The sequence below is a fragment of the Cellulophaga sp. BC115SP genome, assembly GCF_009905545.1.
Classification (GTDB): domain Bacteria; phylum Bacteroidota; class Bacteroidia; order Cytophagales; family Spirosomataceae; genus Flectobacillus; species Flectobacillus rivi.
Genome location: NZ_JAAALB010000010.1, coordinates 122351 through 145553 on the forward strand (window position 1 = coordinate 122351; position 23203 = coordinate 145553).

Annotated in this window: 20 protein-coding genes and 2 tRNA genes; 9 read left to right on the forward strand and 13 right to left on the reverse strand. The window is 37.2% G+C overall.

Annotated features, from left to right (window positions below; translation table 11 throughout):
- Window positions 1-85: 85 nt before the first annotated feature.
- Window positions 86-808 (forward strand): pirin family protein, encoded by a 723-nt coding sequence (locus tag GVN22_RS10310; protein ID WP_166550947.1) that lies wholly within the window; start codon window positions 86-88, stop codon window positions 806-808.
- A 126-nt stretch (window positions 809-934) separates the two neighbouring features.
- Here the strand turns inward: GVN22_RS10310 and GVN22_RS10315 are convergent, their stop codons facing one another.
- The 6 genes from GVN22_RS10315 to GVN22_RS10340 form a co-directional block, all read right to left on the reverse strand.
- A complete protein-coding gene (locus tag GVN22_RS10315; protein WP_166550948.1) occupies window positions 935-1447 on the reverse strand; it encodes an HAD family hydrolase in 513 nt (170 codons plus the stop codon).
- Window positions 1444-2241 (reverse strand): DUF2520 domain-containing protein, encoded by a 798-nt coding sequence (locus GVN22_RS28410; RefSeq protein ID WP_166550949.1) that lies wholly within the window; start codon window positions 2239-2241, stop codon window positions 1444-1446. Before GVN22_RS28410 ends, GVN22_RS10315 begins: the two co-directional genes overlap by 4 nt.
- 306 nt (window positions 2242-2547) lie before the next feature.
- Window positions 2548-2636: transfer RNA gene (locus tag GVN22_RS10325), tRNA-Leu, on the reverse strand.
- A 58-nt stretch (window positions 2637-2694) separates the two neighbouring features.
- Window positions 2695-2770, reverse strand: a tRNA-Gly gene (locus GVN22_RS10330).
- Window positions 2771-2941: 171 nt separating this feature from the next.
- Window positions 2942-3814, reverse strand: a complete 873-nt coding sequence (locus tag GVN22_RS10335) for a UbiA family prenyltransferase (RefSeq protein WP_166550950.1) — start codon at window positions 3812-3814, stop codon at window positions 2942-2944.
- An 86-nt stretch (window positions 3815-3900) separates the two neighbouring features.
- Entirely contained in the window at window positions 3901-7992 is a 4092-nt protein-coding gene (locus GVN22_RS10340) for an AAA domain-containing protein (RefSeq protein ID WP_205690849.1), read from the reverse strand.
- A 422-nt stretch (window positions 7993-8414) separates the two neighbouring features.
- On the opposite strand from GVN22_RS10340, the gene GVN22_RS10345 reads away from it, so the two are divergent.
- Both GVN22_RS10345 and GVN22_RS10350 read left to right on the forward strand, forming a co-directional pair.
- On the forward strand, window positions 8415-9152 hold the full coding sequence (locus GVN22_RS10345; protein WP_166550951.1) for a glycosyltransferase family 2 protein: 738 nt from the start codon (window positions 8415-8417) through the stop codon (window positions 9150-9152).
- Entirely contained in the window at window positions 9152-9799 is a 648-nt protein-coding gene (locus GVN22_RS10350; protein WP_166550952.1) for an NAD(P)H-binding protein, read from the forward strand. The genes GVN22_RS10345 and GVN22_RS10350 overlap by 1 nt, the downstream gene beginning before the upstream one ends.
- A 53-nt stretch (window positions 9800-9852) precedes the next feature.
- On the opposite strand, the gene rpmA is transcribed toward GVN22_RS10350, so the two are convergent.
- Together rpmA and rplU are read right to left on the reverse strand one after the other, a co-directional pair.
- The gene (gene rpmA / locus GVN22_RS10355) at window positions 9853-10113 is read right to left on the reverse strand and encodes a 50S ribosomal protein L27 (protein WP_095160939.1); all 261 of its coding nucleotides are present in this window, start codon (window positions 10111-10113) and stop codon (window positions 9853-9855) included.
- Window positions 10114-10193: 80 nt separating this feature from the next.
- Window positions 10194-10505 carry a 50S ribosomal protein L21 gene (rplU, locus tag GVN22_RS10360; RefSeq protein WP_095160938.1) on the reverse strand — a complete coding sequence of 104 codons (312 nt, stop codon included), beginning with the start codon at window positions 10503-10505 and terminating at the stop codon, window positions 10194-10196.
- Between the two features lie 521 nt (window positions 10506-11026).
- On the opposite strand from rplU, the gene GVN22_RS10365 reads away from it, so the two are divergent.
- Window positions 11027-11674 (forward strand): thioredoxin family protein, encoded by a 648-nt coding sequence (locus GVN22_RS10365; RefSeq protein ID WP_166550953.1) that lies wholly within the window; start codon window positions 11027-11029, stop codon window positions 11672-11674.
- Window positions 11675-11868: 194 nt separating this feature from the next.
- On the forward strand, window positions 11869-12675 hold the full coding sequence (mazG, locus tag GVN22_RS10370; protein WP_166550954.1) for a nucleoside triphosphate pyrophosphohydrolase: 807 nt from the start codon (window positions 11869-11871) through the stop codon (window positions 12673-12675).
- Between the two features lie 93 nt (window positions 12676-12768).
- On the opposite strand, the gene GVN22_RS10375 is transcribed toward mazG, so the two are convergent.
- Window positions 12769-14172, reverse strand: coding sequence for an alpha-L-fucosidase (locus GVN22_RS10375; RefSeq protein WP_166550955.1), 1404 nt, complete (start codon window positions 14170-14172; stop codon window positions 12769-12771).
- 369 nt (window positions 14173-14541) lie between these two features.
- Here GVN22_RS10375 and uvrB point away from each other — a divergent pair, with 369 nt between their 5' ends.
- Together uvrB and GVN22_RS10385 are read left to right on the forward strand one after the other, a co-directional pair.
- Entirely contained in the window at window positions 14542-16569 is a 2028-nt protein-coding gene (gene uvrB / locus GVN22_RS10380) for an excinuclease ABC subunit UvrB (protein ID WP_166550956.1), read from the forward strand.
- A 101-nt stretch (window positions 16570-16670) separates the two neighbouring features.
- Window positions 16671-17015, forward strand: coding sequence for an arsenate reductase (locus GVN22_RS10385; RefSeq protein ID WP_166550957.1), 345 nt, complete (start codon window positions 16671-16673; stop codon window positions 17013-17015).
- An 83-nt stretch (window positions 17016-17098) separates the two neighbouring features.
- Here GVN22_RS10385 and pdhA read toward each other — a convergent pair whose 3' ends face one another.
- A complete protein-coding gene (gene pdhA / locus GVN22_RS10390; protein WP_166550958.1) occupies window positions 17099-18106 on the reverse strand; it encodes a pyruvate dehydrogenase (acetyl-transferring) E1 component subunit alpha in 1008 nt (335 codons plus the stop codon).
- A 409-nt stretch (window positions 18107-18515) separates the two neighbouring features.
- On the opposite strand from pdhA, the gene GVN22_RS10395 reads away from it, so the two are divergent.
- On the forward strand, window positions 18516-19610 hold the full coding sequence (locus GVN22_RS10395) for a DNA replication/repair protein RecF (protein ID WP_166550959.1): 1095 nt from the start codon (window positions 18516-18518) through the stop codon (window positions 19608-19610).
- Between the two features lie 98 nt (window positions 19611-19708).
- Here GVN22_RS10395 and GVN22_RS10400 read toward each other — a convergent pair whose 3' ends face one another.
- From GVN22_RS10400 to GVN22_RS10410, 3 genes are read right to left on the reverse strand one after another with little or no spacing between them, the layout of a single operon-like run.
- Window positions 19709-20941: a hypothetical protein gene (locus GVN22_RS10400; protein ID WP_166550960.1), complete on the reverse strand. Its 1233-nt coding sequence runs from the start codon at window positions 20939-20941 to the stop codon at window positions 19709-19711.
- Window positions 20916-21515: a hypothetical protein gene (locus GVN22_RS10405; protein WP_166550961.1), complete on the reverse strand. Its 600-nt coding sequence runs from the start codon at window positions 21513-21515 to the stop codon at window positions 20916-20918. The genes GVN22_RS10400 and GVN22_RS10405 overlap by 26 nt, the downstream gene beginning before the upstream one ends.
- 44 nt (window positions 21516-21559) lie before the next feature.
- Window positions 21560-22069 (reverse strand): RNA polymerase sigma factor, encoded by a 510-nt coding sequence (locus tag GVN22_RS10410; RefSeq protein ID WP_205690850.1) that lies wholly within the window; start codon window positions 22067-22069, stop codon window positions 21560-21562.
- A gap of 377 nt (window positions 22070-22446) precedes the next feature.
- Here GVN22_RS10410 and GVN22_RS10415 point away from each other — a divergent pair, with 377 nt between their 5' ends.
- Entirely contained in the window at window positions 22447-22959 is a 513-nt protein-coding gene (locus GVN22_RS10415) for a cupin domain-containing protein (protein WP_166550962.1), read from the forward strand.
- Window positions 22960-23203: the final 244 nt, after the last annotated feature.

Below are 23203 nucleotides of genomic sequence, written 5' to 3' on the forward strand. Positions count from 1 at the left end.
ATTTTATTTATTAGGCTTTCAGTAAAGCATTTGTGGTATTTGATATACTAAATGTTGAGGGCCTATTCCCAGAAAGGAGTTTCTTATGAAACCGCTAAAAAAAACACTCCATCTTGCAGATACAAGAGGAAAAGCCGATCATGGTTGGCTCAAAGCAAAACATACCTTTTCGTTCTCAAACTATCATGACCCTTCTCGCATCCATTTTGGTGCCTTGCGAGTGCTAAACGATGACTATATCGCAGGAGGAATGGGCTTTGGAATGCACCCACACGATAATATGGAAATCATTACGATTCCGACTAGTGGGGTAGTGGCACACAAAGATAGCTTTGGTAATTATGGAACTATAACGGCGGGCGAAATTCAAGTAATGAGTGCCGGAACAGGTATTTATCATTCAGAGTTCAACCATAAACAAAACGAGCCTTTGACTTTATTTCAAATTTGGTTATTTCCCAATGAAGAAAATGTCAAACCTCGATATGCTCAGCAATCTTTTGATGTAGCGGCTCGTCACAATCGTTTCCAAACGGTAGTTACACCAGCCGACGATCAACAGGAAGATGCTCTTTGGATTTACCAAGATGCTTATTTTAGCATTGGTAATTTTGAAGCAGGGCAGGATTTTTCCTATCAAATTAAGCGCCCAGACAATGGCTTATATGTATTTGTGATAGAAGGAGAAGTGCAAGTTGCCGAGGAAAATTTGAAGTCAAGAGATGGATTGGGATTGGAAAATCTCCAAGAAGCACATTTCAAAACCACTAGCGGCGTAGAACTGTTGTTGATGGAAGTTCCACAATAGCTTGCGGCATTGAGCTGTCAGCTTTTAGTTTAATTTTTTATCCATTCATGGATTTGTGATAAAGTAAAAAGCCTTAGTATTTTGATATACTAAGGCTTTTTTGTTTTACTAGTACTTCGATAGCTCCTAAAAAACTAACCATTTTTCTTGTGCTCTCATCACCTGTTCTATGATATCTCTCACAGCTCCACGACCTCCATTATGAGGTGAAACATATTGAGAAATACCTAGAATCTCTTCACAAGCGTCTGCTGGGCAGGTAGCATATAGATTTTCTCTTGACATTACCTGATAATCGGGAATATCATCGCCCATATATAAAATTTCATCCTCCGAAATACCAGAATCTTCCAGCCATTGCGTATAAATTTCCAGCTTACTTTTTCCTCCCGAACCCATGAATACATCTTGGATTTTGAGATTTTGTAATCTTTTACGCACACCCTCGTGTTTGCCACCTGTAATCACACAGATATGATATCCTGCCTGAATGGCTCTTTCCAAAGCATAGCCATCACGGATATAAAAAGTACGGTAATGTTCTCCTGTTTCTAGCACATGAACAGACCCATCGGTCATCACACCATCTATGTCGAATACGAATGTGGTTATTTTTTGTAATTTTTGAGCGTCAATCATATCGTATTTTTATCAATAATATCTTCAGTAATACTTTCGTAAATCTTTTTATAACCAGTATGGTCTTTTAAAGACCCTATTTGTCGCTGTATAATCTTCTGGTCATTTCGTCTTGCAGGACCTGTTTGCACGGCAAAGATATCTTCCGATTCTAAAGCTTTTCTCAAGGTTTCTTTGATAAGAGGTTCTAATAATTTAAACTCCAAATCATTCTTTTTCATCAAATCCTGCGCAATTCCCCAAAGGTGATTCGTAAAATTACAAGCGTAAACGGCAGCTAAATGTATCCTCTTTCTTTCCTCTGAATTTACAGCATAAGTAACGTCAGAAATGGACTGCGCGAGAGTTATTAACAAGTTTTCCACATCTAAATTACTGGATTCCAGACATATAGGAATTTCAGAAAAATTCACGTGGAACATTTTTGTAAAAGTTTGTAAAGGATAGAACACTCCTGTACGTATAGTCTCATCCAAATATACGTCTACCAACTCTTGTAATTCGTTGAGTGTTTTTGAGCCAGAAGTATGTACCAAAATAGCACCAGATGGAAGTGATAAATTACGAATAACTTCCTCCATTGCATCATCTGATACACAAAGGAAGAATATATCAGAATTAGAATCCAAAAAATCTAAACCTCGATGTACTTGCGCATTGTACAGTTGTTGCGTAAGAGCACGAGCGTTAGAAGGATTTCGACTATAAACCGTCTCAATATCGTAATTAGCGGTTTCGAGTGCTTGAGAAAGATGCCAAGCCACATTGCCAGCTCCAATGAATGATATTTTCACCTGTTTGTAAAGAATAAATGATTAACTGTATCTAACAAAGATAAGGCTATTCAATAGAATTTTATGATAAATAAGTTATGGAACGGTACTTTATCGATTTAAATACTATTCAGTGGTCACTGCGAAAGGATCAATTGAAAAATTAAAGTAGTTGCTGCATCGGTATTTGGCCTCAGTATAAATTACATTTTCAGAAAATACTTTAGCAAAGTGCTGGAAAGGAATATTTTGGCTAAACTCAAAGCTGATAGAAAAGCTTATAAAAGAGAAAAGAGAGTAATCATTGCTGATTACTCTCTTTAGAAGTGGTACCGGGGACGGGAATCGAACCCGTACGAGCGTTGCGGCTCACAGGATTTTAAGTCCTGCGTGTCTACCAGTTCCACCACCCTGGCTTCAGTCAATTTACACTGACCTACTAAACTTAAAAAGCACCAGATTGGTGCTTTAAAGTGGAGCGAAAGACGGGGTTCGAACCCGCGACCTCAACCTTGGCAAGGTTGCGCTCTACCAGCTGAGCTACTTTCGCATTTTCTTTTTGTTATCAGCGTTACTTTGTCGCTGAATTGTGATGCAAAATTAGGGGGTATAATTTTACTATGCAAGTGTTTGATGAAAAAAAATTTAACTTTTTTTTAAATTATTTGGTAATGTTTCCGTAATTTACTGATTATCATTTTCTTGTAAAATCACTAATTTGTTAACTTTTTTTCAAAAAAATCAAGATAAAAAAGGCATTTAAGCAAATTCCACCCAAAAAATTCAAAATCATGGTATTTTTGAAGTTTGCAAATGCTTCATTTTTCAAAACTTTCATGAACCATAAGTTGAAAAAAAGTAAAACTGGAGACAAAATCAGTAAATAAATAAGAAAAATAGGAAGTCCAAAAATCATTTTTCCCACAAAAAAGAAATAAAAGCCAATCGTAACTAAGGAAAAAATCCCTGCTGTAAATAAAAATGTTCCTCTAATTCCTAAAAGTCTACTTATCGTCAAATCTCCGCGTTTTGCGTCTTCTTCATGCTGATACACTTGTGTCATCGGATAAAACCCTAAAAGATTACAAGTACTCAATACTGCTGGCAAAAGGTTATTTGAAGAAAATAATTCTGACCAAGTCAATTGCCCGACGGATTGCAATACTAATAAATAGGTAAATCCTCCTTGAAAGACACCGACTGTCAACCAACTAATTATTGGATATTTTTTCAAACGAACTTTATCATAAGAATAAGCTTTGGAGACTGTGCTGTACAACAATAAGCCCAGTGCTAAAATCCAAGAATCGAAAACCCAAGCTAAAATAAAGGCTGCAATATCAAGGCTCCAAGCGGTATAATACAAGCCCTTGGTTACTGGCGGGGGATTTTCTAATCCACCAATAGAGGACTCGTCTTTATCATAAAAACTATTGTAAGCGTTGGAGGCAGGGTATATCAATAAATGTAAGAGAATAAAGACTAAAACAGCTTTATCAGTATGTAGAGTAGATGATTGGCTAAGGGCAAACCAATACACTGGCATCAAAAAAAACGAAAAAGGAATCCTCAAATGTAGTAAAGTGCTTTTCATGAGTTTGAAGGTTAAATAATTGTATATTGAACCTGTCTCGTTGAGACAGATTCAATCTTAGAGATTCAAAACCTTCATACTCAAAATCAAGGAATGACCTTTTTCCAAAGCTGACGGCTATAGTAACGAGTAAAACTCCACCCTTTACGCTGTAATTCCATAGGCAAATACGCAAAGGATTCCTTCACAGAACGAGAATCATAAAACAAATCATCGTCGGTCAGGACAACACCTTGGTATTGCTGCGAAGATTTAATTGTCAAATCCGCAAAAGGAAGTTCTTTTACGAACGAAACAACTTTCTTGCTTAATTGTTCTTTTAACAGCCATTCAGCCCAATAGTTTTTTGAAATATGAGGCTGAGGTGAATATATTCCTTCCGAAACTCGACGAGCATATTCTAAATACTGTTTTAATAATTTTGGACCTTCGTGTGTGGCATCCTCTACTTTGAGTTGCTCAGGGGCAATACTCGTGATTACATATACACGCTCTCTGGCGCGTGTTACAGCAACGTTTAAGCGATTTTCCCCTCCAGCCATATTCAATGCACCAAAGTTCATCGTAAAACGCCCTGAAGCATCGGGAGCATAGCCTACCGAGAAAATAATAATATCTCTTTCGTCTCCTTGAACATTTTCTATATTCTTGACAAAAATAGGCTCTTGCCCATTTTTAGTTGATTTCTCCTGAGCATGTAAATGCTGTTCCAACAAATCTTGAATATAAACCTGCTGACGATAGTTGAAAGTTACGATTCCGATGGATTTATCAGGTGTATTTGCCCGTAATTCTTTTACCAAGGTCAAAATAACATCAGCCTCAACGGCGTTGCAATGATTATTCCAAATACCATCTGAAACTTGAATATACTCAATAGAGGCATCTCCATCGTTCATATCTTCAAATCGCGGTAAAAGCTGAAGAGAATTGTTATAAAAATGTTGATTAGAGAAATCGATCAAATCTAGCGAACGGCTTCGATAATGCCCACGTAACTGCATTTGTGGTAAAAATTGACATCCTAAATCTAGGAACGAATCTACTTCTAAAGCAGGAATATCTTCGAGGTCGTCTTCAAAACGAATGCGATACAAATCGGAGGGTTGTAATTGCTTAGAATCTCCAGCAATTACAGTTTGTTTTCCTCTAAAAATTGAAGGGATTCCTTGCTCAGCGTAACATTGGGAAGCTTCATCAAAAATGACTAAATCAAAGATAACAGGGTGAAATCCTGTAGAATTTTTCTCCGAAATAGCCAAATTATGAGTCGTCAAAGGAAATATTGCCGAAACAGTCTCAGGTGAAGCCAGCCAACAAGGAATCAGATTGAATACTTCATCTGAAAGTTCTGCAATAAGTTTTCGGATAGACCAAATCTTACGTTTTTTCGAAACCTGATGCTTTAAATCACGATACGTAGTAACATTTTGAAGCCTATTGACTTCTAGAGATTGATAGGTTTTCTCACGAAGTTTGAGTTGCAAAATCTCTTTACTAAGCTGTTGCTTTTGTTCGATTGCTTTTTGTAAATCTTCTTCTAGCTGCTGTAACTTAAGCGTACTAGCACCACGTAGAATAGGATAACGCTGCTCTATGGCTTCAATCCAAGCTAGTTTTAAATTATTAGTGAATAGTTCGATAGGCGAATCTTCAAGATTAGCCTCTCTTTCTAGCAAGCTAATTAAATCCATTTCTCTGGTAGAAAAGGAGCGATGGATTTCATCTGCTTCGAGCATCAAATCAAAGTGTTCATCAAGATAAGCGATAATATCACTTGCCTCCGAAGCTTTGATATTTGCCAACATTTCTAACTGAGAATCCGCAAGATAAGGTTGTGAATAGACATACGCCTCTGAGTAATCCTCAAGTGCTGCGTGTATGTCTTCTAAAAGGTTTTTTACTGAATCATAATCGAATGACGAAATATCTAATAACAAACTTAAGTGCGTTTCTTGCCAAATCATATCTGTCTGAATCGCCTTGTGCATCATCTCAAAATGGCGTTCAAACCACCTAAAGCCTTTTCCTAACCAGATAGGACGTTCTGTAGAAGTATTTCCTTGAGATTTTACCCAAAATAAATGACCAAACTCTGTCCACCATTGCTCAAGTTGAATACGGTTTTGAATGCGCATTTGTAAGCGTCTCAAATCATCGGCAGACATCGTCAGCCCATTGGCTATGACCACGTCTTGTATATCCTTTTTTTGTTTAGAAAATAGCGACCAAACCATTCCTCCGATAGCATTTGATTTGGCATCGAGTGCCTCAATTAGCTTATGTAAAAATGGTTTTAATGCTGAGGAATCCAAGGTAATTTCAATACCTTCTGCACCAAATATTGCTTTGATTTGCTCAAAAAGTTGTGAAAACTCTAAGGCTCTAAGTGAGTGTTTTTGTTGTTTTCGATACTTTAGTGCATCAAAATAGCTACCTGAGGTCAAAATAGCGCTAATACTTTTCAGTTCATCCTTTTCTTGAATAAGATTGAGCAAATCATCATATTGAATTTTTGACTCTAATAGGCTTTCTAATTCTTGAAAGGCGCTTTGTGTAGCTTTATAGGTCTTGGAAAAAAGTTCTTGCCAGTGTTTTACATCCGAGAATGTCAGACTATTGAATCGCTTTCTTTTATTCCAAAAATTCTTCCCAATCGAATCGTGGCGAAATAGACGGGTATATTGACAATATTTTTGAAAACGTGTCAAAAAATCGTCCAACTGGTCAAAACGGTAGTCTTGGTAGAAATTGTTCAAATCGATATAAGAAACATCAGTCGAACTAGTGAGATATAATTCTTTGACTGAAACTCCACATAACGAGGTATCAAACAATGCCATTTTGAAAGAATCCAATTCTTCGACAATTTTGTCAATCCGACGAGATTCTTGATCAAAACTGCGCTCCAAAAAGATACTATCTAAACTATAATTATGCTTTTTATAGGCGTCTATTTGCTCTACTTGATGCAAAATTTGACTGTACAGTGCTTTTCTATCATTCTTAAAATCGTGAACACTTCCTACAAATTGTTCCATCCCAATTTGGCGCAAACGTTCATAAACTACATCGAGGGCTGCTCGTTTCTGCGACACAACCAAAACCGATTTACCACGTGCAGTAAAGTCAGCGACCAAGTTGCATATCAACTGTGACTTGCCTGTACCTGGAGGGCCTTGCACCACAAGCGATTTCCCAATCTTTACTTCCCGAATAATTTCTTCCTGTGAAGCATCTATCGCCAGCGGAGTTAATAGCTTCTCTTCTCGGATTTTAGTGGGCTGAATCATGCTTAAGCTAGGGTGTAGCCACTGTGCCTCACCTTCACGGAATAATCCAGTAATATTATTTTGGGATTCTTCTATCAAGAAATCATAATCAGGTACTAAAAATGAGCCTGCTTGAGGGAATATTCCAAGTACTGCCTGAGGATATAATTTTAGTTCTCCATTCTTTTCAATTTGCTCTAAATCAGCCTTTGTACTTTTTTCAAAATACTGTAATTGGTTAGTAAAAAGCTCTTGATTAAAATTCACATTTAAAGGCGAAACTTTCAGTAATTCATAGAGTTGTGTTCTAAACTCAAGCGATGTTTTTGAAAAATCTTCAAAGGTATATTCTAAAAAATTATCAAAAATTTTAATCTCATTAAAGTGCGAATATGCCAACAAAAAACTACGGTTAAAGGTCACTGGCTCTTCTCGGCGCTGCAAGTGCCACTTAATCCCAGAACCAGTATCGGTACTCGAATTGAGCGACAAACGCTGTGCTTTTTGCGTAAGCGTAACTGGGAAAAATAATAATGGACAGCGTACTACAGTGCCGTCCATCAGCTTCCCTTTTACCATCGGATACCCAACATATAAATCTTTGGCTCCACGCTCTTCCTCAATAAATTTTTCGGTACGAGAAATCTTCTTCAGTCTTTTGCTTACCTCGTTAACTTTTACATTTCGAGGGTCTAGCGTATCACACAGAGAAATAGCATTTTTTTGAGCAATAAGCTGCTCAATTAACATAAACGAGGGTTGATTATGTAAAAAATCAAGTTCGTGTAAGTCTATAAACTGCTCAGTGGGGAGATTTAATAATAGCAAAGACTTATTCTTGGCGCTTAGGTTGGTCAAGCGTTTTGCATAAGCTTTGAGTATGGTTTGTAAGGAATAATCTATCACGTACAAAATATTTTTAAAGAGTCGTACGACTCCGAAAATTCAAATGAATAATTAACAGGAAAAGATAGGCAATGGTAAACTTTGCAAAGTACTATTTTTGTCAATAATCTAAGCTACAAGTTGTTACAAATATTTACTCGTTATACTGATAGCTTTTAATGATTCGTAAAAGGGCAAAAAAACACAAAGATAAAGGAATTGACAACAAGCGAGAGATAAATATAAGTTTGGCCTTGATTTTGTTTAAAATTTAGTAAAATCTTAAATTGCCAAACTTTTAGTCATACCAATATATACCACTTGTAATCTTCGAGCATATTAATAGCTCCATTTCTTTTCACTGTATTGATTTTCAGGTATTTTTGCGACTATTTTTACTTTAAATTTGACTCAATTATTGATTCATAGAAAATTGATTAAAAATGTATAACAACAAAAAAGTTATCGTTGTAATGCCAGCCTATAAGGCTTCGTTGACACTTGAACGAACATATCGTGAAATACCCTTCGACCTTGTCGATGAGGTAATTTTAGTAGATGACCACAGCCCTGACAATACCGTAGATGTAGCTAAATCACTGGGAATCAAACATGTAATTCGCCATGACAAAAACAAAGGTTACGGTGGTAATCAAAAAACTTGTTACAACAAAGCATTGGAGTTGGGCGGTGACATTGTTATTATGTTACACCCAGACTATCAATATACGCCGATGTTGCTTACTGCGATGATTTCTATCATCGGTAATGAGTTATATCCAGTCGTATTTGGTTCACGTATCTTGGGCATGGGTGCACTCAAAGGAGGCATGCCTATGTACAAATACATTGCTAACAGATTTCTAACGTTTTTCCAAAACGTTTTGTTAGGTCAAAAGCTTTCTGAATACCATACAGGCTACCGTGCGTTCTCAAGAGAGGTTCTTCAAAAAGTACCATTTGAACGTTGCGACGACGACTTTGTATTTGATAACGAAATGATTGCTCAAATCTTTTGGCATGGATTTGAGATTGCAGAAGTAACCTGTCCAACCAAATATTTTGAAGAGGCTTCTTCCATCAATTTTATGAGAAGCTCTAAATATGGACTTGGCGTACTTCGCGTTTCTATATTGTACCGCTTAGCCAAGTGGGGCATCAAATGGAATATTCTAGGATAATGAAACATGCTATTATCATTGGTGCTACTGGCTTAGTCGGTAGCACACTTACTCAACAGCTTCTTCAAGATGATTACTTCTCAAAAGTAACCCTATTAGTTCGCAAGCCTCTCTCTATTACAAATCCTAAACTAGAACAAGTCATTTTTGATTTTGAGCATCCAGATACTAGCAAAGTAAAAGGAGATGTGTTATTCTGTGCGATGGGGACAACTCTCAAGAAAGCGGGAAGCAAAGAAGCTCAGTATTTGATTGATTGCGAGTATCCTTACAGAGTCGGTCAAATAGCCAAATCGAATGGAATCGAAAGTTATATACTTGTATCGTCGATAGGAGCGGATGCCAATTCTTCTGGTTTTTATTTGAGAACCAAAGGTGAGTTAGAACAAAAACTTAGTGCATTAGGATTTGCCAAGCTCGTTTGTGTTCGACCGTCATTGATTTTAGGAAATCGTGAAGAATTTCGTTTGGGTGAGAAATTGGGAGTAGTTTTAGATACGATTTTAAGTCCTCTCATGATTGGTCCATTAAAGAAATACCGAGGAGTTCATGTAGACAAAATAGTAAGAATGTTGATAAAGGCTTCTAAAGAAAGCTTTCAAAAGAAAACAACATTTATCGAATCTGATGCAATATATGGCTTATAAAGCAAAAAGGATGCTTGTTAAACAAGCATCCTTTTTTATGGGTAAAATCGTTACTAAGCTTCAGCAGGAATAACTTCTACGAAAGAACGACCTTTAAAACCTTTTTTGAATTGTACAGTACCACTAACCAAAGCAAACAAAGTATGGTCTTTACCGATACCTACGTTTTTGCCAGGATTGTGAGCAGTACCTCTCTGACGGATGATGATATTACCAGCAATAGCAGGTTGACCACCGTAGATTTTAACGCCTAAGCGTTTGCTATGTGACTCACGGCCGTTCTTCGAACTACCCGCACCTTTCTTGTGTGCCATTTTTTTGTAATGTTTTTACGTTAAGTTATGAATAATACGACCTAAACCAGAAGTCTTTCAACTAATAACTTAAGACTAAATTAGAATGTAATACCTTCGATTAAAACTTTAGTCAAGTCTTGACGGTGACCGTTTTGTTTTTGATAGCCTTTACGACGTTTCTTTTTGAAAACGATAACTTTTTCGCCACGAACGTGAGCCAAAATTTTACCTGATACAGTTGCACCTTCAACGATTGGAGCACCTACTTTAATATCTCCATCATTGTCAACAAGAAGAACCTTGTCGAAAACTAGTGCAGCGCCTTCCTCACCCGCCAAACGATGCGTGTAAAGGTAACGGTCTTTCTCAACTTTAAATTGCTGACCAGCGATTTCTACGATTGCGTACATTGTATTGTATTTTTAAACTAACTAGCTATAATTCAAGCAAATGGATTTAATGAAGCTAATTAGAGGGTTTGACAAATGCCATTTGCCCCTAAAAGGGATGCAAATTTAACAAGAGATTTTGAATTTTCGAAATCTTGTAACGACTTTTTTAGAAATATAATCAACTAACAATCAAAACTTTAGACTCTCAGGCATAAGTACTTGGCTTTTGTAGGTTATTTTACTTACGCATTCATTCAAAAATAGACCGTTTAGTAAATATTTTTTCAAGAATAGTACCTTTTTAAAAAGTCTTACGTTTAATAATAAAATCCTCAATCAAAAATGAACTAAGTCTTTTATTATTACGTATTTGCATTGTAATTAAAGCACAATTTACCTACTCTTTTTCACACATGTAGCACTTCTCATATCCATTCACAACCAGTCAGTTTTTTCAATTCTGGTAATTATCTTGTAGTAATTATTTATTTGTCTGGCATTTTGTACTATTTTGTGCGCTCTTTAATACACTATCTAAAATGAAATCAGTCATTCATCATATCATCAAAAAAGCCTTTTTCGCCAACTCTTTATTCATTATCATTACTCTGTTGGCTACTATAGGCACTATTAATGCCCAATCTGGTTATAACATTGGGCAAACTGTTAGCGATTTTCAACTAAAAAATATTGATGGTCGCATGTTATCCTTGAGCGACAATCGCAATGTAAAAGGATATATCGTGGTATTTACTTGTAATCACTGTCCATTTTCGAAGGCATACGATTCAAGAATTGTGGATTTGCATAGCAAGTTCGCTTCAAAAGGATATCCAGTCATTGCTATTAATCCAAACGACCCAAATGCTTACGAAGAAGATTCATTTGCTAATATGCGTCTGACAGCACCGAGCAAAGGTTTTACGTTTCCGTATTTACAAGATGAAACCCAAGAAGTAGCCAAGGCTTTTGGTGCAACCAGAACACCTTCGTGCTTCGTACTCAAAAAAGAAGGAGATCGATTTACGGTACAATATATTGGGGCGATAGACGACAATACGCAAGACGCAAGTGCTGTAAACAAAAAGTTTGTAGAAGATGCCGTCAACAATCTATTGAGTGGGCGCCCAGTAATGGTAAATAATACTAAAGCTGTTGGTTGTGCTATTAAATGGAAAGGGTTCTAATACAGCAATTTAGATACAAAAAATAGGGCATGGCTTAGCGATGCCCTATTTTTTGTATCTAACCAACGAGAAAATGTATATTTTTTTGAGTTTTATTCCCACAAAACCCAAAAAGTCCTATTATACATTGGGGATTTTATAAATAACTTTCACTAACTTTGTAAGCACAACAAACGTATTGGGAACAGGAAAGGATGGAATTTGAAGCTTTACCCGAAAGAAGAAAGGAACAGTTGATGGCGTTTAACCGCCTCTTAACAATTATGGATGAGTTAAGAGAGCAATGTCCTTGGGACAAAAAACAAACCATCGATTCATTGCGTCACTTGACGATTGAAGAAACCTACGAACTTTCGGATGCCATTATAGAAGGAGATTTGCCTGAAATCAAAAAAGAAATCGGCGATATTATGCTTCACATGGTGTTTTATTCAAAAATTGCTTCCGAAACCAACACTTTTGATATTGCTGACGTATTGAATGGTCTTTGTGAAAAACTGATTTTCCGTCATCCACATATTTATGGTGATGTAAAAGCTGAAACCGAGGAGCAAGTCAAGCAAAATTGGGAAGCACTCAAGATGAAAGAAGGTAACAAGTCTGTATTGGCTGGTGTACCAAAATCGCTTCCAGCCTTAGTAAAGGCTATGCGTATTCAAGAAAAGGCTCGTGGAGCTGGCTTCGATTGGGAGGAAAAAGAGCAGGTTTGGGAGAAAGTCGAAGAAGAAATGCAGGAATTCAAAGCTGAGTTTAATGTAGTTGAAAAATCAGCCATCGATACCGAAAAGGCCGAAGCTGAATTTGGAGATTTATTGTTTTCTCTAGTCAATTACGCAAGATTTGTCAATATCAATGTTGAATCAGCTTTAGAAAGAACTAATAAAAAGTTCATCAAACGATTCCAGCATATTGAATCAAGAGCAAAAGAACAAGGTAAAACCTTACAAGATATGACCCTAGCCGAGATGGATGTGTATTGGGAAGAGGCGAAAAGGCTGTAATTGAACGAACAACGTTCAAGTCAAAGATTCAAAATTTAATTTTGAGAGTGAAACCAGAAACCCGTTAGCTTGTAGCCTTCGGGTTTTTATTTTTTACAACGCACCAGAAATCTTAAAGACCCAAGCATATTCACTTGGATTGACATCAGGCGTAAGCGTAGGAGGCGTTATTGTCAAAGCATTTCCTTTTTTCTGAACTTTGATAGCTCCGTTGTATCCTAACATACTTACTGTCCCACCCGAAATGCCTTCAATAGTAACAGGCGTATTTTTCCATTGAGTCAATAGTACATATAAATCTTTATTTTTCTTAGTAAAGAAAACCTTAGTTTCTGGAGTAACCTTCGGTGATTTTTCCCATTTACGAGTACCATAAATAGCATCTCCGTTAATTTTCAACCATTTTCCCATATCTGCCAAACGTTGTTGCATAATTACTGGAATTCGTCCATCGGCTGTTGGACCAACATTTAGTAACAAGTTTCCTCCACGAGCTACTTTGTCAATAAGAATATCTATTAACTGCTTTGACGAGGAATAATCTTCTAAATTTTCATTTCTATTATAGCCAAAAGAAGAGCCAATACCTCTACACTCTTCCCAAGGATGGGCTATTTCCATACTGCTTGAATTAGCATCGTGTACCAAGTCATATTCGGTAGTATAAATTCCTCCGTGTTTGCTACGAGTTTCTTTTCCCCAACGGTCATTTACTACCACCTCTGCTTTTGAAGGAGAGTCGTTATAAAGCCATGCCAAAAACTCCGTACTTTTCCACTTTTCGGAAGGATGATCCCATTCGCCATCAGTCCACAGAATATCTGGCGTATATCGCATCACCAAATCTTTCATTTGCGGAATCATGTGCGAAGTCACATAAGTATCTACGTCTTTTTTATACAAAGGATTAAACCATTCATACAAAGAATAATAAAAACCCATGCGCAAGCCTTTGCCTTTCACAGCCTTTGTCAGATCACCAGCAATATCACGATGAGGGTTTAAATCAACAGCATTCCAATTCCAAGCCTGTGCACTAGGCCAAAGCGTATATCCTTCATGATGCTTTGAAGTCAGCACGACATATTTGGCTCCAGCATTCTCAAAAATATTTGCCCAGTCGCTAGGGTCGTACATTTCACAAGTAAACCCTTTGGCAAAATCTTGATACTTAAAATCTTTTCCAAATGCTTTTTCATGAAAGGCTAGGGTAGAAGGATACCCCGGTCTTTTGGCATTAGTCAAGGTTTGCCAATACCATTCTGAATATCGGTCATAGATACCTACATTATTTTTGGCAGTTGGTCCCCAAGCAGGTACAGAGAAGAGTCCCCAATGGATAAAGATTCCGAATTTGGCATCTTCAAACCAGTTGGGAATAGGACGAGTGTCTATGGACGCCCAATTGGCTTGGTATTGTTGGGCATTGGTTGTGAATAAACCTAGTAGTCCACCACAAAGTGCTGTCAAACAAGTTTTTAAAAATTTTCTTTTCATAGAATGAGGAAATTGGTTTTATTCAGAAAAGTACAAAACACCTATTAATACTCTGTTAGGGTTTGAGAGATAGGGGTATTAAATATTTGGGTTTACAAGTCTGAAACCAAAGTGTTTTCTTTGTCGTTATTACTAGATGGGATTTTACCTATTTAGAGTATGCCCTAGATTTTATAAGAAAGGATTATTTAAGTAATAGGAAAATTTATCCGTGGCACACTTGTATCATATTCCTCTGATTATGAGCACACCCCAGTAACTGATATTCTATTAACTAATAACTTCTTTTTAATCATCAATATAAACTTATCTATTCGATTGGCTCATTATTAGATTACACTTAATTTTATAAACAAAAAATCAAGCGGAATGGAATTTCAACTTTGTTCAGAATATCAGCCTACTGGCGACCAGCCAAAAGCCATCGCACAGTTGGTAGAAGGAATCCAAAATGGAGAGCAAGCACAAACGCTATTAGGGGTGACGGGGTCTGGTAAAACGTTTACCGTAGCCAATACTATTGCTCAAATCAATAGACCTACGCTGATATTGAGTCATAACAAAACTTTAGCGGCTCAACTTTATGGTGAGTTTAAACAGTTTTTCCCAAATAACGCAGTTGAATATTTCATTTCTTACTACGACTACTATCAGCCCGAAGCCTATATCGCTACCACCAATACCTATATAGAAAAAGACCTTGCCATCAACGAAGAAATTGATAAGTTACGACTTTCTACAACTTCGTCCTTAATGTCGGGGCGACGAGACATTATCGTAATTGCCTCGGTATCTTGTATATATGGTATGGGAAATCCAGAAGAATACCAAAAAAGTATTTTACGAATTGGGGTAGGAGAAATTATTTCTCGAAATCAATTTTTATTTAGACTTGTAGAAATCCTTTATTCCAGAACTGAAGCAGAATTTCAAAGAGGTAATTTTCGAGTAAAAGGAGACACTGTGGATATCTATGTCCCTTATGCTGATTTTGGCTATCGTATTATTTTCTTCGGCGACGAAATTGAAGCTATTCAACGCATAGACCCAATTTCTGGGAAAAAATTATCTGAAGAAAAAATGGTGGCAATCTTCCCTGCCAATTTGTTTGTCACAGGCAGAGATGTATTGATGAGAGCCATCAATGAAATACAGGATGACCTTGTTGGACAGATTAAGTATTTTGAAGCAGAAGGTAGAACATCAGAAGCCGAGCGCATCAAACAGCGAACGGAGTTTGATATGGAAATGATGCGAGAATTGGGCTACTGTTCGGGTATCGAAAATTACTCAAGATATTTTGATAGAAGACAAGCGGGACAAAGACCATTCTGTTTATTAGACTTTTTCCCAGACGATTTTTTATTGGTAGTAGATGAAAGCCACGTAACTATTCCTCAAATCAGAGCGATGTGGGGTGGCGACCGCTCAAGAAAAGAATCTTTGGTAGACTATGGCTTCCGTTTGCCAAGTGCGATGGACAACCGTCCTTTGACCTTTCAAGAGTTTGAAGACATTAGTGGACAAAGTATTTTCGTAAGTGCTACACCAGCCGACTATGAGCTACGTCGTTCGGAGGGAGTTGTCGTAGAACAAATCATTAGACCTACGGGCTTGCTCGACCCTGAAATAGAAGTGCGACCAAGTCTGAACCAAATTGATGATTTATTGGAAGAAGTACATATAAGAATAAAACGAGAAGAAAGGGTACTGATTACGACACTTACCAAGCGTATGGCCGAAGAGCTGTCGAAATATATGGAACGTGTGGGAGTCAAATGTCGCTATATTCACTCGGAGGTAAAAACCTTAGAGCGTGTAGAAATTTTAAGAGAACTACGACTTGGCGTATTTGATGTTTTGGTTGGGGTAAACCTTTTACGTGAAGGTTTGGATTTGCCAGAGGTTTCGTTGGTTGCCATCATGGACGCCGACAAAGAAGGTTTCTTGCGGGATATTCGCTCATTAATCCAAACCATTGGACGTGCGGCTAGAAATGACCAAGGGAAAGTACTCATGTATGCCGACCGCATTACAGGTTCTATGCAAAAGGCTATCGAAGAGACCAATCGACGTAGAGCTATCCAAATGGAGTACAACATTGAGCATGGTATAACGCCGAAAACAATCCTTCGCTCGAAACAAGCTATTATTGAACAAACATCCATTGCCGATGTAATGGGTAAGACAACAAAGACCAATTACTACGTTGAACCGCAGGATGTACAGATGGCTGCCGATCCAGTACTGGCTTATATGTCTAAACCAGAAATTGAAGCACAAATCAAGAAAGTGCAAAATGAAATGGATAAGGCTGCCAAAGAACTTGACTTTGTCGCAGCAGCGCGCCTAAGAGACGAAATGTTTGGATTAAAGAAATTATTGGAAGGAAAATAAATCGAGTGCGGAGTGGAGAGTTTTCTTTTGTCCTTGCCTAAAAAACTCTATTGACGGACTATATCATCTGGAAGTAAATTTTCATATAAAAAAAACACCCCATGTACAAAGTTTACGGAATACCGAATTGTGATACGGTAAAAAAAGCCCTTACTTGGCTCAAGGAACACGATATTCCTTTTGAATTTCATAACTTCAAAAAAGAAGGAATCTCGCAAGAAAAATTGGAAGCTTGGTTAGAAAAATATCCTTGGGAAGCCCTTGTGAATAAAGCAGGTACAACTTGGAAAAAACTAGACGAAAGTCAAAAGGCAACTGATACGGCATCGGCTATTCAATTGATGATGGAACAAACTTCGGTAATCAAGCGTCCTGTTTTGGAAAAAGAGGAGATTATTTCGGTAGGTTTTAAGCCTGAATTATATGAAGGTATCTTTCAATCATAAAGTGGTTTATTGAGAAGAAAATAAAAAAAGCCCCAATAGCTTTACTCACGTAAAACTATTGGGGCTTTTATCATGTAAGATGATTATTCCACTGGGAATGGATATTCGTCTACATATACATCTTTGTATGCTTCAGAAGCATCTGGCCAAGGAGACTCTTCTGCAAATTTAACAGACTCTTCAACTCTTGCCTTGATTTTAGCATCGATAGCTGCTAAATCTTCTTCTGTAGCAAATTCATTTTCCAAGATTGCTTGTCTAACTTGCTCGATTGGGTCACGCATTTTGTATGCCTCTACTTCCTCTTTAGTACGGTACTTCTGAGGGTCAGACATAGAGTGACCTCTATAACGGTAAGTTTTGAATTCTAAGAATGTTGGACCTTCGCCTGCACGAGCACGCTCAGCTGCACGAGAAACTGCCTCATGAACTGCCTCTACGCTCATCGCGTCAACTGGCTCAGATGGCATGTCATACGCCTCACCAATTGTGTAAAGATCTGTAACGTTTGATGTACGAGTAACCGAAGTACCCATAGCGTATCCGTTGTTTTCAACAACAAAGATTGCAGGCAACTTCCAAGTCATAGCCATGTTGAAGGCCTCGTGCAATGCACCCTGACGAACCGCACCGTCACCGAAGTAACAGATACAAACGTTTCCAGTTTTGTTATATTTTTCAGCAAATGCCAAACCCGCTCCAAGAGGAATTTGAGCACCTACGATACCATGACCACCTACAAAACCCACTGATTTATCGAAAATGTGCATTGATCCACCTTTACCTTTCGAAATACCAGTAGCTTTTCCGAACATTTCCGCCATGATAGTGTTAGGGTCTGAACCTAAAGCCAATGGAATACCATGGTCACGGTAAGCTGTAATATATTTGTCGCCTTTACGAAGTGCCGACGCTGCTCCTGAAGAACAAGCCTCTTGTCCGATGTAAAGGTGGCAAAAACCACGAATCTTTTGTTGACCATACAATTGACCAGTACGTTCTTCAAATTTACGTTGAAGCATCATTGACTCGTACCATTCCATGTAGGTCTCTTTCGAGTATTTTACTTTGTTTTCAGCTTTCTTTGCCATTTTTCAAAATGAGTGAATGAGTGATTAACTTGCGTTGAATCTTACGATTAAGTAAATGAGGGAATAAAATAAACGTCTTATTCGCTCTTGCTCACCTGGAACTGCTATCCCATTGTGGGCCACATAGGATTTTGTAATCCCCCGAAACAGGCGTTAATTTGCAATGCGAAATTAGTACAAAACCAAGAACCGACCAAAAAAATATCACAATAGACTCTTGATTATTAGTTATAAACAAGTTTCTTAACTATTTATCTGACAGGCATCAGAACTAAATAGCTTATCTTAATCGCTTTGGGATATAGATTATCGGCTATCTGTTAGATATTATTTCGCCTCAAGCACTATGCCTTTGGCATTTTGCTCATTTAATAAAGTCAATTACCTAAGCTTTCTTACTCATCCAAATATGTATTTACAACGCATCAGTTTAACAAACTTTAAAAGCTATGACTTTGGCGATTTTAAGTTTACTAATCGTGTAAACTGTATTGTGGGTGAAAATGGCAGTGGCAAAACCAACCTGCTAGATGCCATTTACTTTTTGGCTTTAACCAAAAGCTCCATTAGCTCGCAAGATGCCCTGTGTGTTACACATGAGGCTGACTTTATGATGATTGATGGTACTTTTGTAGAGGGACCCAAAGGGGATGCTCAAATTACCTGTTCTTTTCAAAAAGGACAAAAAAAGGCTGTACTACATGATAAAAAGCCTTATGAGAAAATTTCAGAACATATCGGGCTTTATCCTGTGGTATTGATTTCACCCAATGATACCGATATAGTAAGAGATGGGAGCGAAGAGCGTAGAAAGTTTTTTGATGGTGTGATTTCACAAATTGACCGTGATTATCTCGAAACCTTAATTCAATACAATAAGGTATTACTTCAACGAAATGCTCTTTTAAAGCAATTTGCTGAAAAAAATTATTTTGACGCTGATTTATTAGATATTTATTCTGACCCAATTATTGAATACGGGATAATTTTACAGAAAAAAAGAACGGAGTTTTTGTCAAAATTTACCCCAATCTTCCAAAAACACTATGCAAATCTGTCAGAAAGTAGAGAAGAAGTAAAACTGGTCTATGAAACCGATGTCAATGCAGATACTTTTAGACATGATTTTACCAAAAATCGACCTAGGGATTTAGCTGCACAGCGTACAACTTTTGGGATTCATAAAGATGATTTTACCTTTGAGATAAGTGCTTTTCCTCTCAAAAAATATGGTTCGCAAGGACAGCAAAAATCCTATGTAATTGCGCTAAAATTAGCTCAGTTTGAGATTTTAGCACTTGAAAAGGGTTTTCAGCCGATATTATTACTCGATGATATTTTTGATAAACTTGATGACAGGCGTATTCAGCAGTTAATAAACATGATGGTAGATGGTACTTTTCAACAGGTTTTTTTGACAGATGCGCGCCCCGAAAGAACACAACAGTTATTGAGTCATTTGACTGTAGAAGTGTGTTATTTTGATGTGACTCAAGGAAAATAAAAAAGCTGTATGCTTCGAGTAAGATATACCTCCGAGCTTATATCTTGTCTCCTGTCGCATACAGCTTTTATATTAGTAAAATATATTTTGAGCGTTTACTATTTCTCCAAAAACTTTACGCCACCATAATTTGAGTGAATGACGATTTTGGTTCCTGTACCTTTACCGATTTTACCTTTATAATTCTTTTGAGGGATGAATCCCATTCGTTTTTGGGCATTTTCTTCGTCAGGATTCACAGTAAGTGTACACTTATCTGATGGATATTTGAAGTTGGCATAATTCACCGTAACATCAAAGTCTGCATTACAGTCTGAAGTCACAGGTAATTTTACAGTCGTATAATTACATTTCAAATCTAGGGACTTCAACGAATTTGGTAATTCACGAAGCTCTAATCCATCAGAGTAACTAATGAAAATTTTTCCGTTTTCTTTTATGGTACCTATTTTTCCATTTGAATACTGAAGATTTCCATCGAATGTATTGACTTGATCAAGTGTTACAGAGCCAAACATATTGGCGAGTTTGATAATATTAGCTTTATCAATATTCAATTTTGAATAAGATATTTTCAATTCTGCTTCGTCTAATTGTTTAATATTAGCTTTACCATACTGAACATTGATACTTTTTTCATTGCCAGAAAGGCGGTCACTTACAAAGTTTCCATAAGAAGTAACAATTGACAAAGGAGCTGAAAACTCAGGAACGTTTGTATTGCCGTATCTATTCGACACCATAAGAGGATTATTCTTGGGCATATATACCTGATAGTTGACTTCTACGCCTTGTTTCTCGTTGTCAGAGTCTTTGCTACTACTTCTGAATGATAACTTATCCCACCAGTCACCACCATTTTCAGAGCTGATATTTGTACGCAAGGTAATTTTGTTTCTTACTCGAGCCTCTGCAATATCTACTCCATCTACGTACGCTTGTGCTTTTTCTTCAGTACTGCCGTGCCCTACGATATTGATTTCTATTTTTATTTCATTACGATTCCATAGCTCAACATTTACATAACCATGCTGATTATTAATTTGTAACAAATCCTTCGGTTCAACGGAATATACCTTGGTAATCAACTTCTTTTTTTCGACCAAAGCTACAGATTCTCCTTTTTCGACAGAGGCTGCCTCCTGGCAACTAACTGTTGTATTGTTATTAGAATTAACAGTTACGGTAATAGTTCTACTATTTTTATTGCTGGCATATACATTGCCATTAGCAGAGGCCGTAACTCGCATTTGCTGTGCCATACTCGGGGATATAATCAACACCCCGTACATGACAACCACTACCTTAAATAGTTTGCATACTTTTTCCATGGCCTTGTTTTGCTTCTTTTACACGTTGAATGATTGATAATTGTTGATTCAAAATATCTAATTGTAATTGTAAATTTTGAATCATAGCTTTTACTAACTCTTCTTGATTGGGCGTTTGGGGCAGTTCCGCCTTCAAGCTTTGATAGTCTTTGTTGAGACGTTCGATTTCTGATGAAAATTCTTGGTACAAAGCAGGTTCATTATCGGCAATTTGTCGGATTTCATCCCTCTTTGTTTCTATTAAGCTAGCGTAATGTACCATTTGTTGTTTGTACTGATCGCCAACTTGGCTCACGATTATGTCCGAATTGCTCGAAGGTTGATTGGCATACCATAACCCTAATGCTCCGATAATTACAGCCACACTAGCAGCAACGCGCCAATAACGCTGAATCTTAGGAAAAAATGGAATAATGGTATTTTTCTCTACTGGTTGAACCAATGTGGTATCGTTAGGTAATTTAGCTTCTAATTTTTCCCACAAATCCAATGATGGCTCAAGATTTTCAAATTCATCTCGATGGTCTCTAACAAACCTTTCTAAACGATTTGATGCTTTTTTTGACTGATTCATAAGACTATGACATATCTTTTGTTGAAAATAAAATCGACAATCAATTATGCCTTTTTAAGTATTTCTAATAAACGTTTTTTGGCTCTTATATACTGAGTTCTTGAAGTGGATTCTGCTACTTGCAAAATTTCCGCAATTTCTTCATGGTCGTATCCTTCAAAAAGATACAAGCTTAGAACTGTTCTAAAGCCATCGGGAAGTTGATGCATCGCGCGCTGCACCTTAGTTACTTCCCATTCTATTTCCTCGTCATCAAATTGCTCGTCCTCAAAATCATCAGGCACACCATCGATGTCCTGAAAAGCAACTTTACGCTGCCTGAGCTGATTGAGAGCCCGATTGATTACAATTTGTTTGAGCCAAGCGCCAAAGGTACTTGTTTGACGAAACTCATGAATTTTGATAAATGCGTCCAAAAATGCCTCTTGCAGTACATCTTCGGCCTCGCCGACATGATTCAGTATTCGGACAGCCACATTGAACATAGACTTTGAGTAGAGACGATAAATCTCATACTGAGCCTTGCGTTCGCCCCTGCGACAAGCCTCAACCAAATGAACATTTCTGTCTATGTATAGCGTTTGTTCCAGTGTATTAAATTGTTATTCGTGAATAAACTTAGTTGGTTGGTTAATCGTCAATCTTCGATAGTCTTTAGAGGCTTATTTGCGAATAACAATTAACTGAATTTCATGCTAATGAAACATTTGGCTATTCTAATGTTGCATGAGAATTAAAAAAATATGATTTTTTTTGTAGCAAGGAATTTTCATTTTCCAGAAATGTTAGCCTAGAAGCTATTTTGGAGAGTTAGTAATTTATCATTTCTGATAAAAGTATTTTTAGGAATCAACCATTTGATTGCTAACCGAATACAAATAAAAGCTTTCTTATTAAATTATGCCTTCTTTTATTCAAAATATCATTGTCAATGAATCAAATTATAAAAAATGCCCAGTATTGGGTCGAAAAGTTTGAGATGCTAGAACATCCTGAAGGCGGATATTTTGCCGAAACTTATCGTTCAACAGAAAGTATTCCTCAGGAAGCTTTACCAGAAAGATTTAAAGGAAAAAGAGTTTTCTCGACAGGTATTTATTTTTTACTAGAAAATCATCATTTTTCTGCTTTCCATAGGATAGAAGCTGATGAGATGTGGCATTTTTATGCAGGTGGTGCTCTTGATGTATTTATGATTAGTCCAGATGGTCAACTCGACATGATTCATTTGGGTAATAATCCCGACGAAGGACAAGTATTTCAGGCGGTAGTTCCAGCAGGATATTGGTTTGCATCAAAGCCACAGAAAGATTCGGCTTATTCATTGGTTGGTTGTACGGTAGCGCCAGGTTTTGATTTTGAAGGATTCGAACTAGCCGAGCGTGCTAGTTTGCAAGCAATTTTTCCTCAGCATCATCATTTGATTGAAGGCTTGACGAGGTAAAGAGATATTTCGGTTTAGCCAAACATGAGTCGTCCCGAATTTAGTGATTTAGCGATTGAATGAATGAGTGATTAATTTAAAATTTATATTCCATCAGTAGAGACGCAATGACTGCGTCTTAAGCCAAGTCATATTTAGCATTGTAGCATCAAAAAAGGGGTCGAAAAATATTTTTCGACCCCTTTTTTGATAAAAACTTGGAGAATAATCCCAATCCTAAAGATTCGGAATGACTCATGTTTTA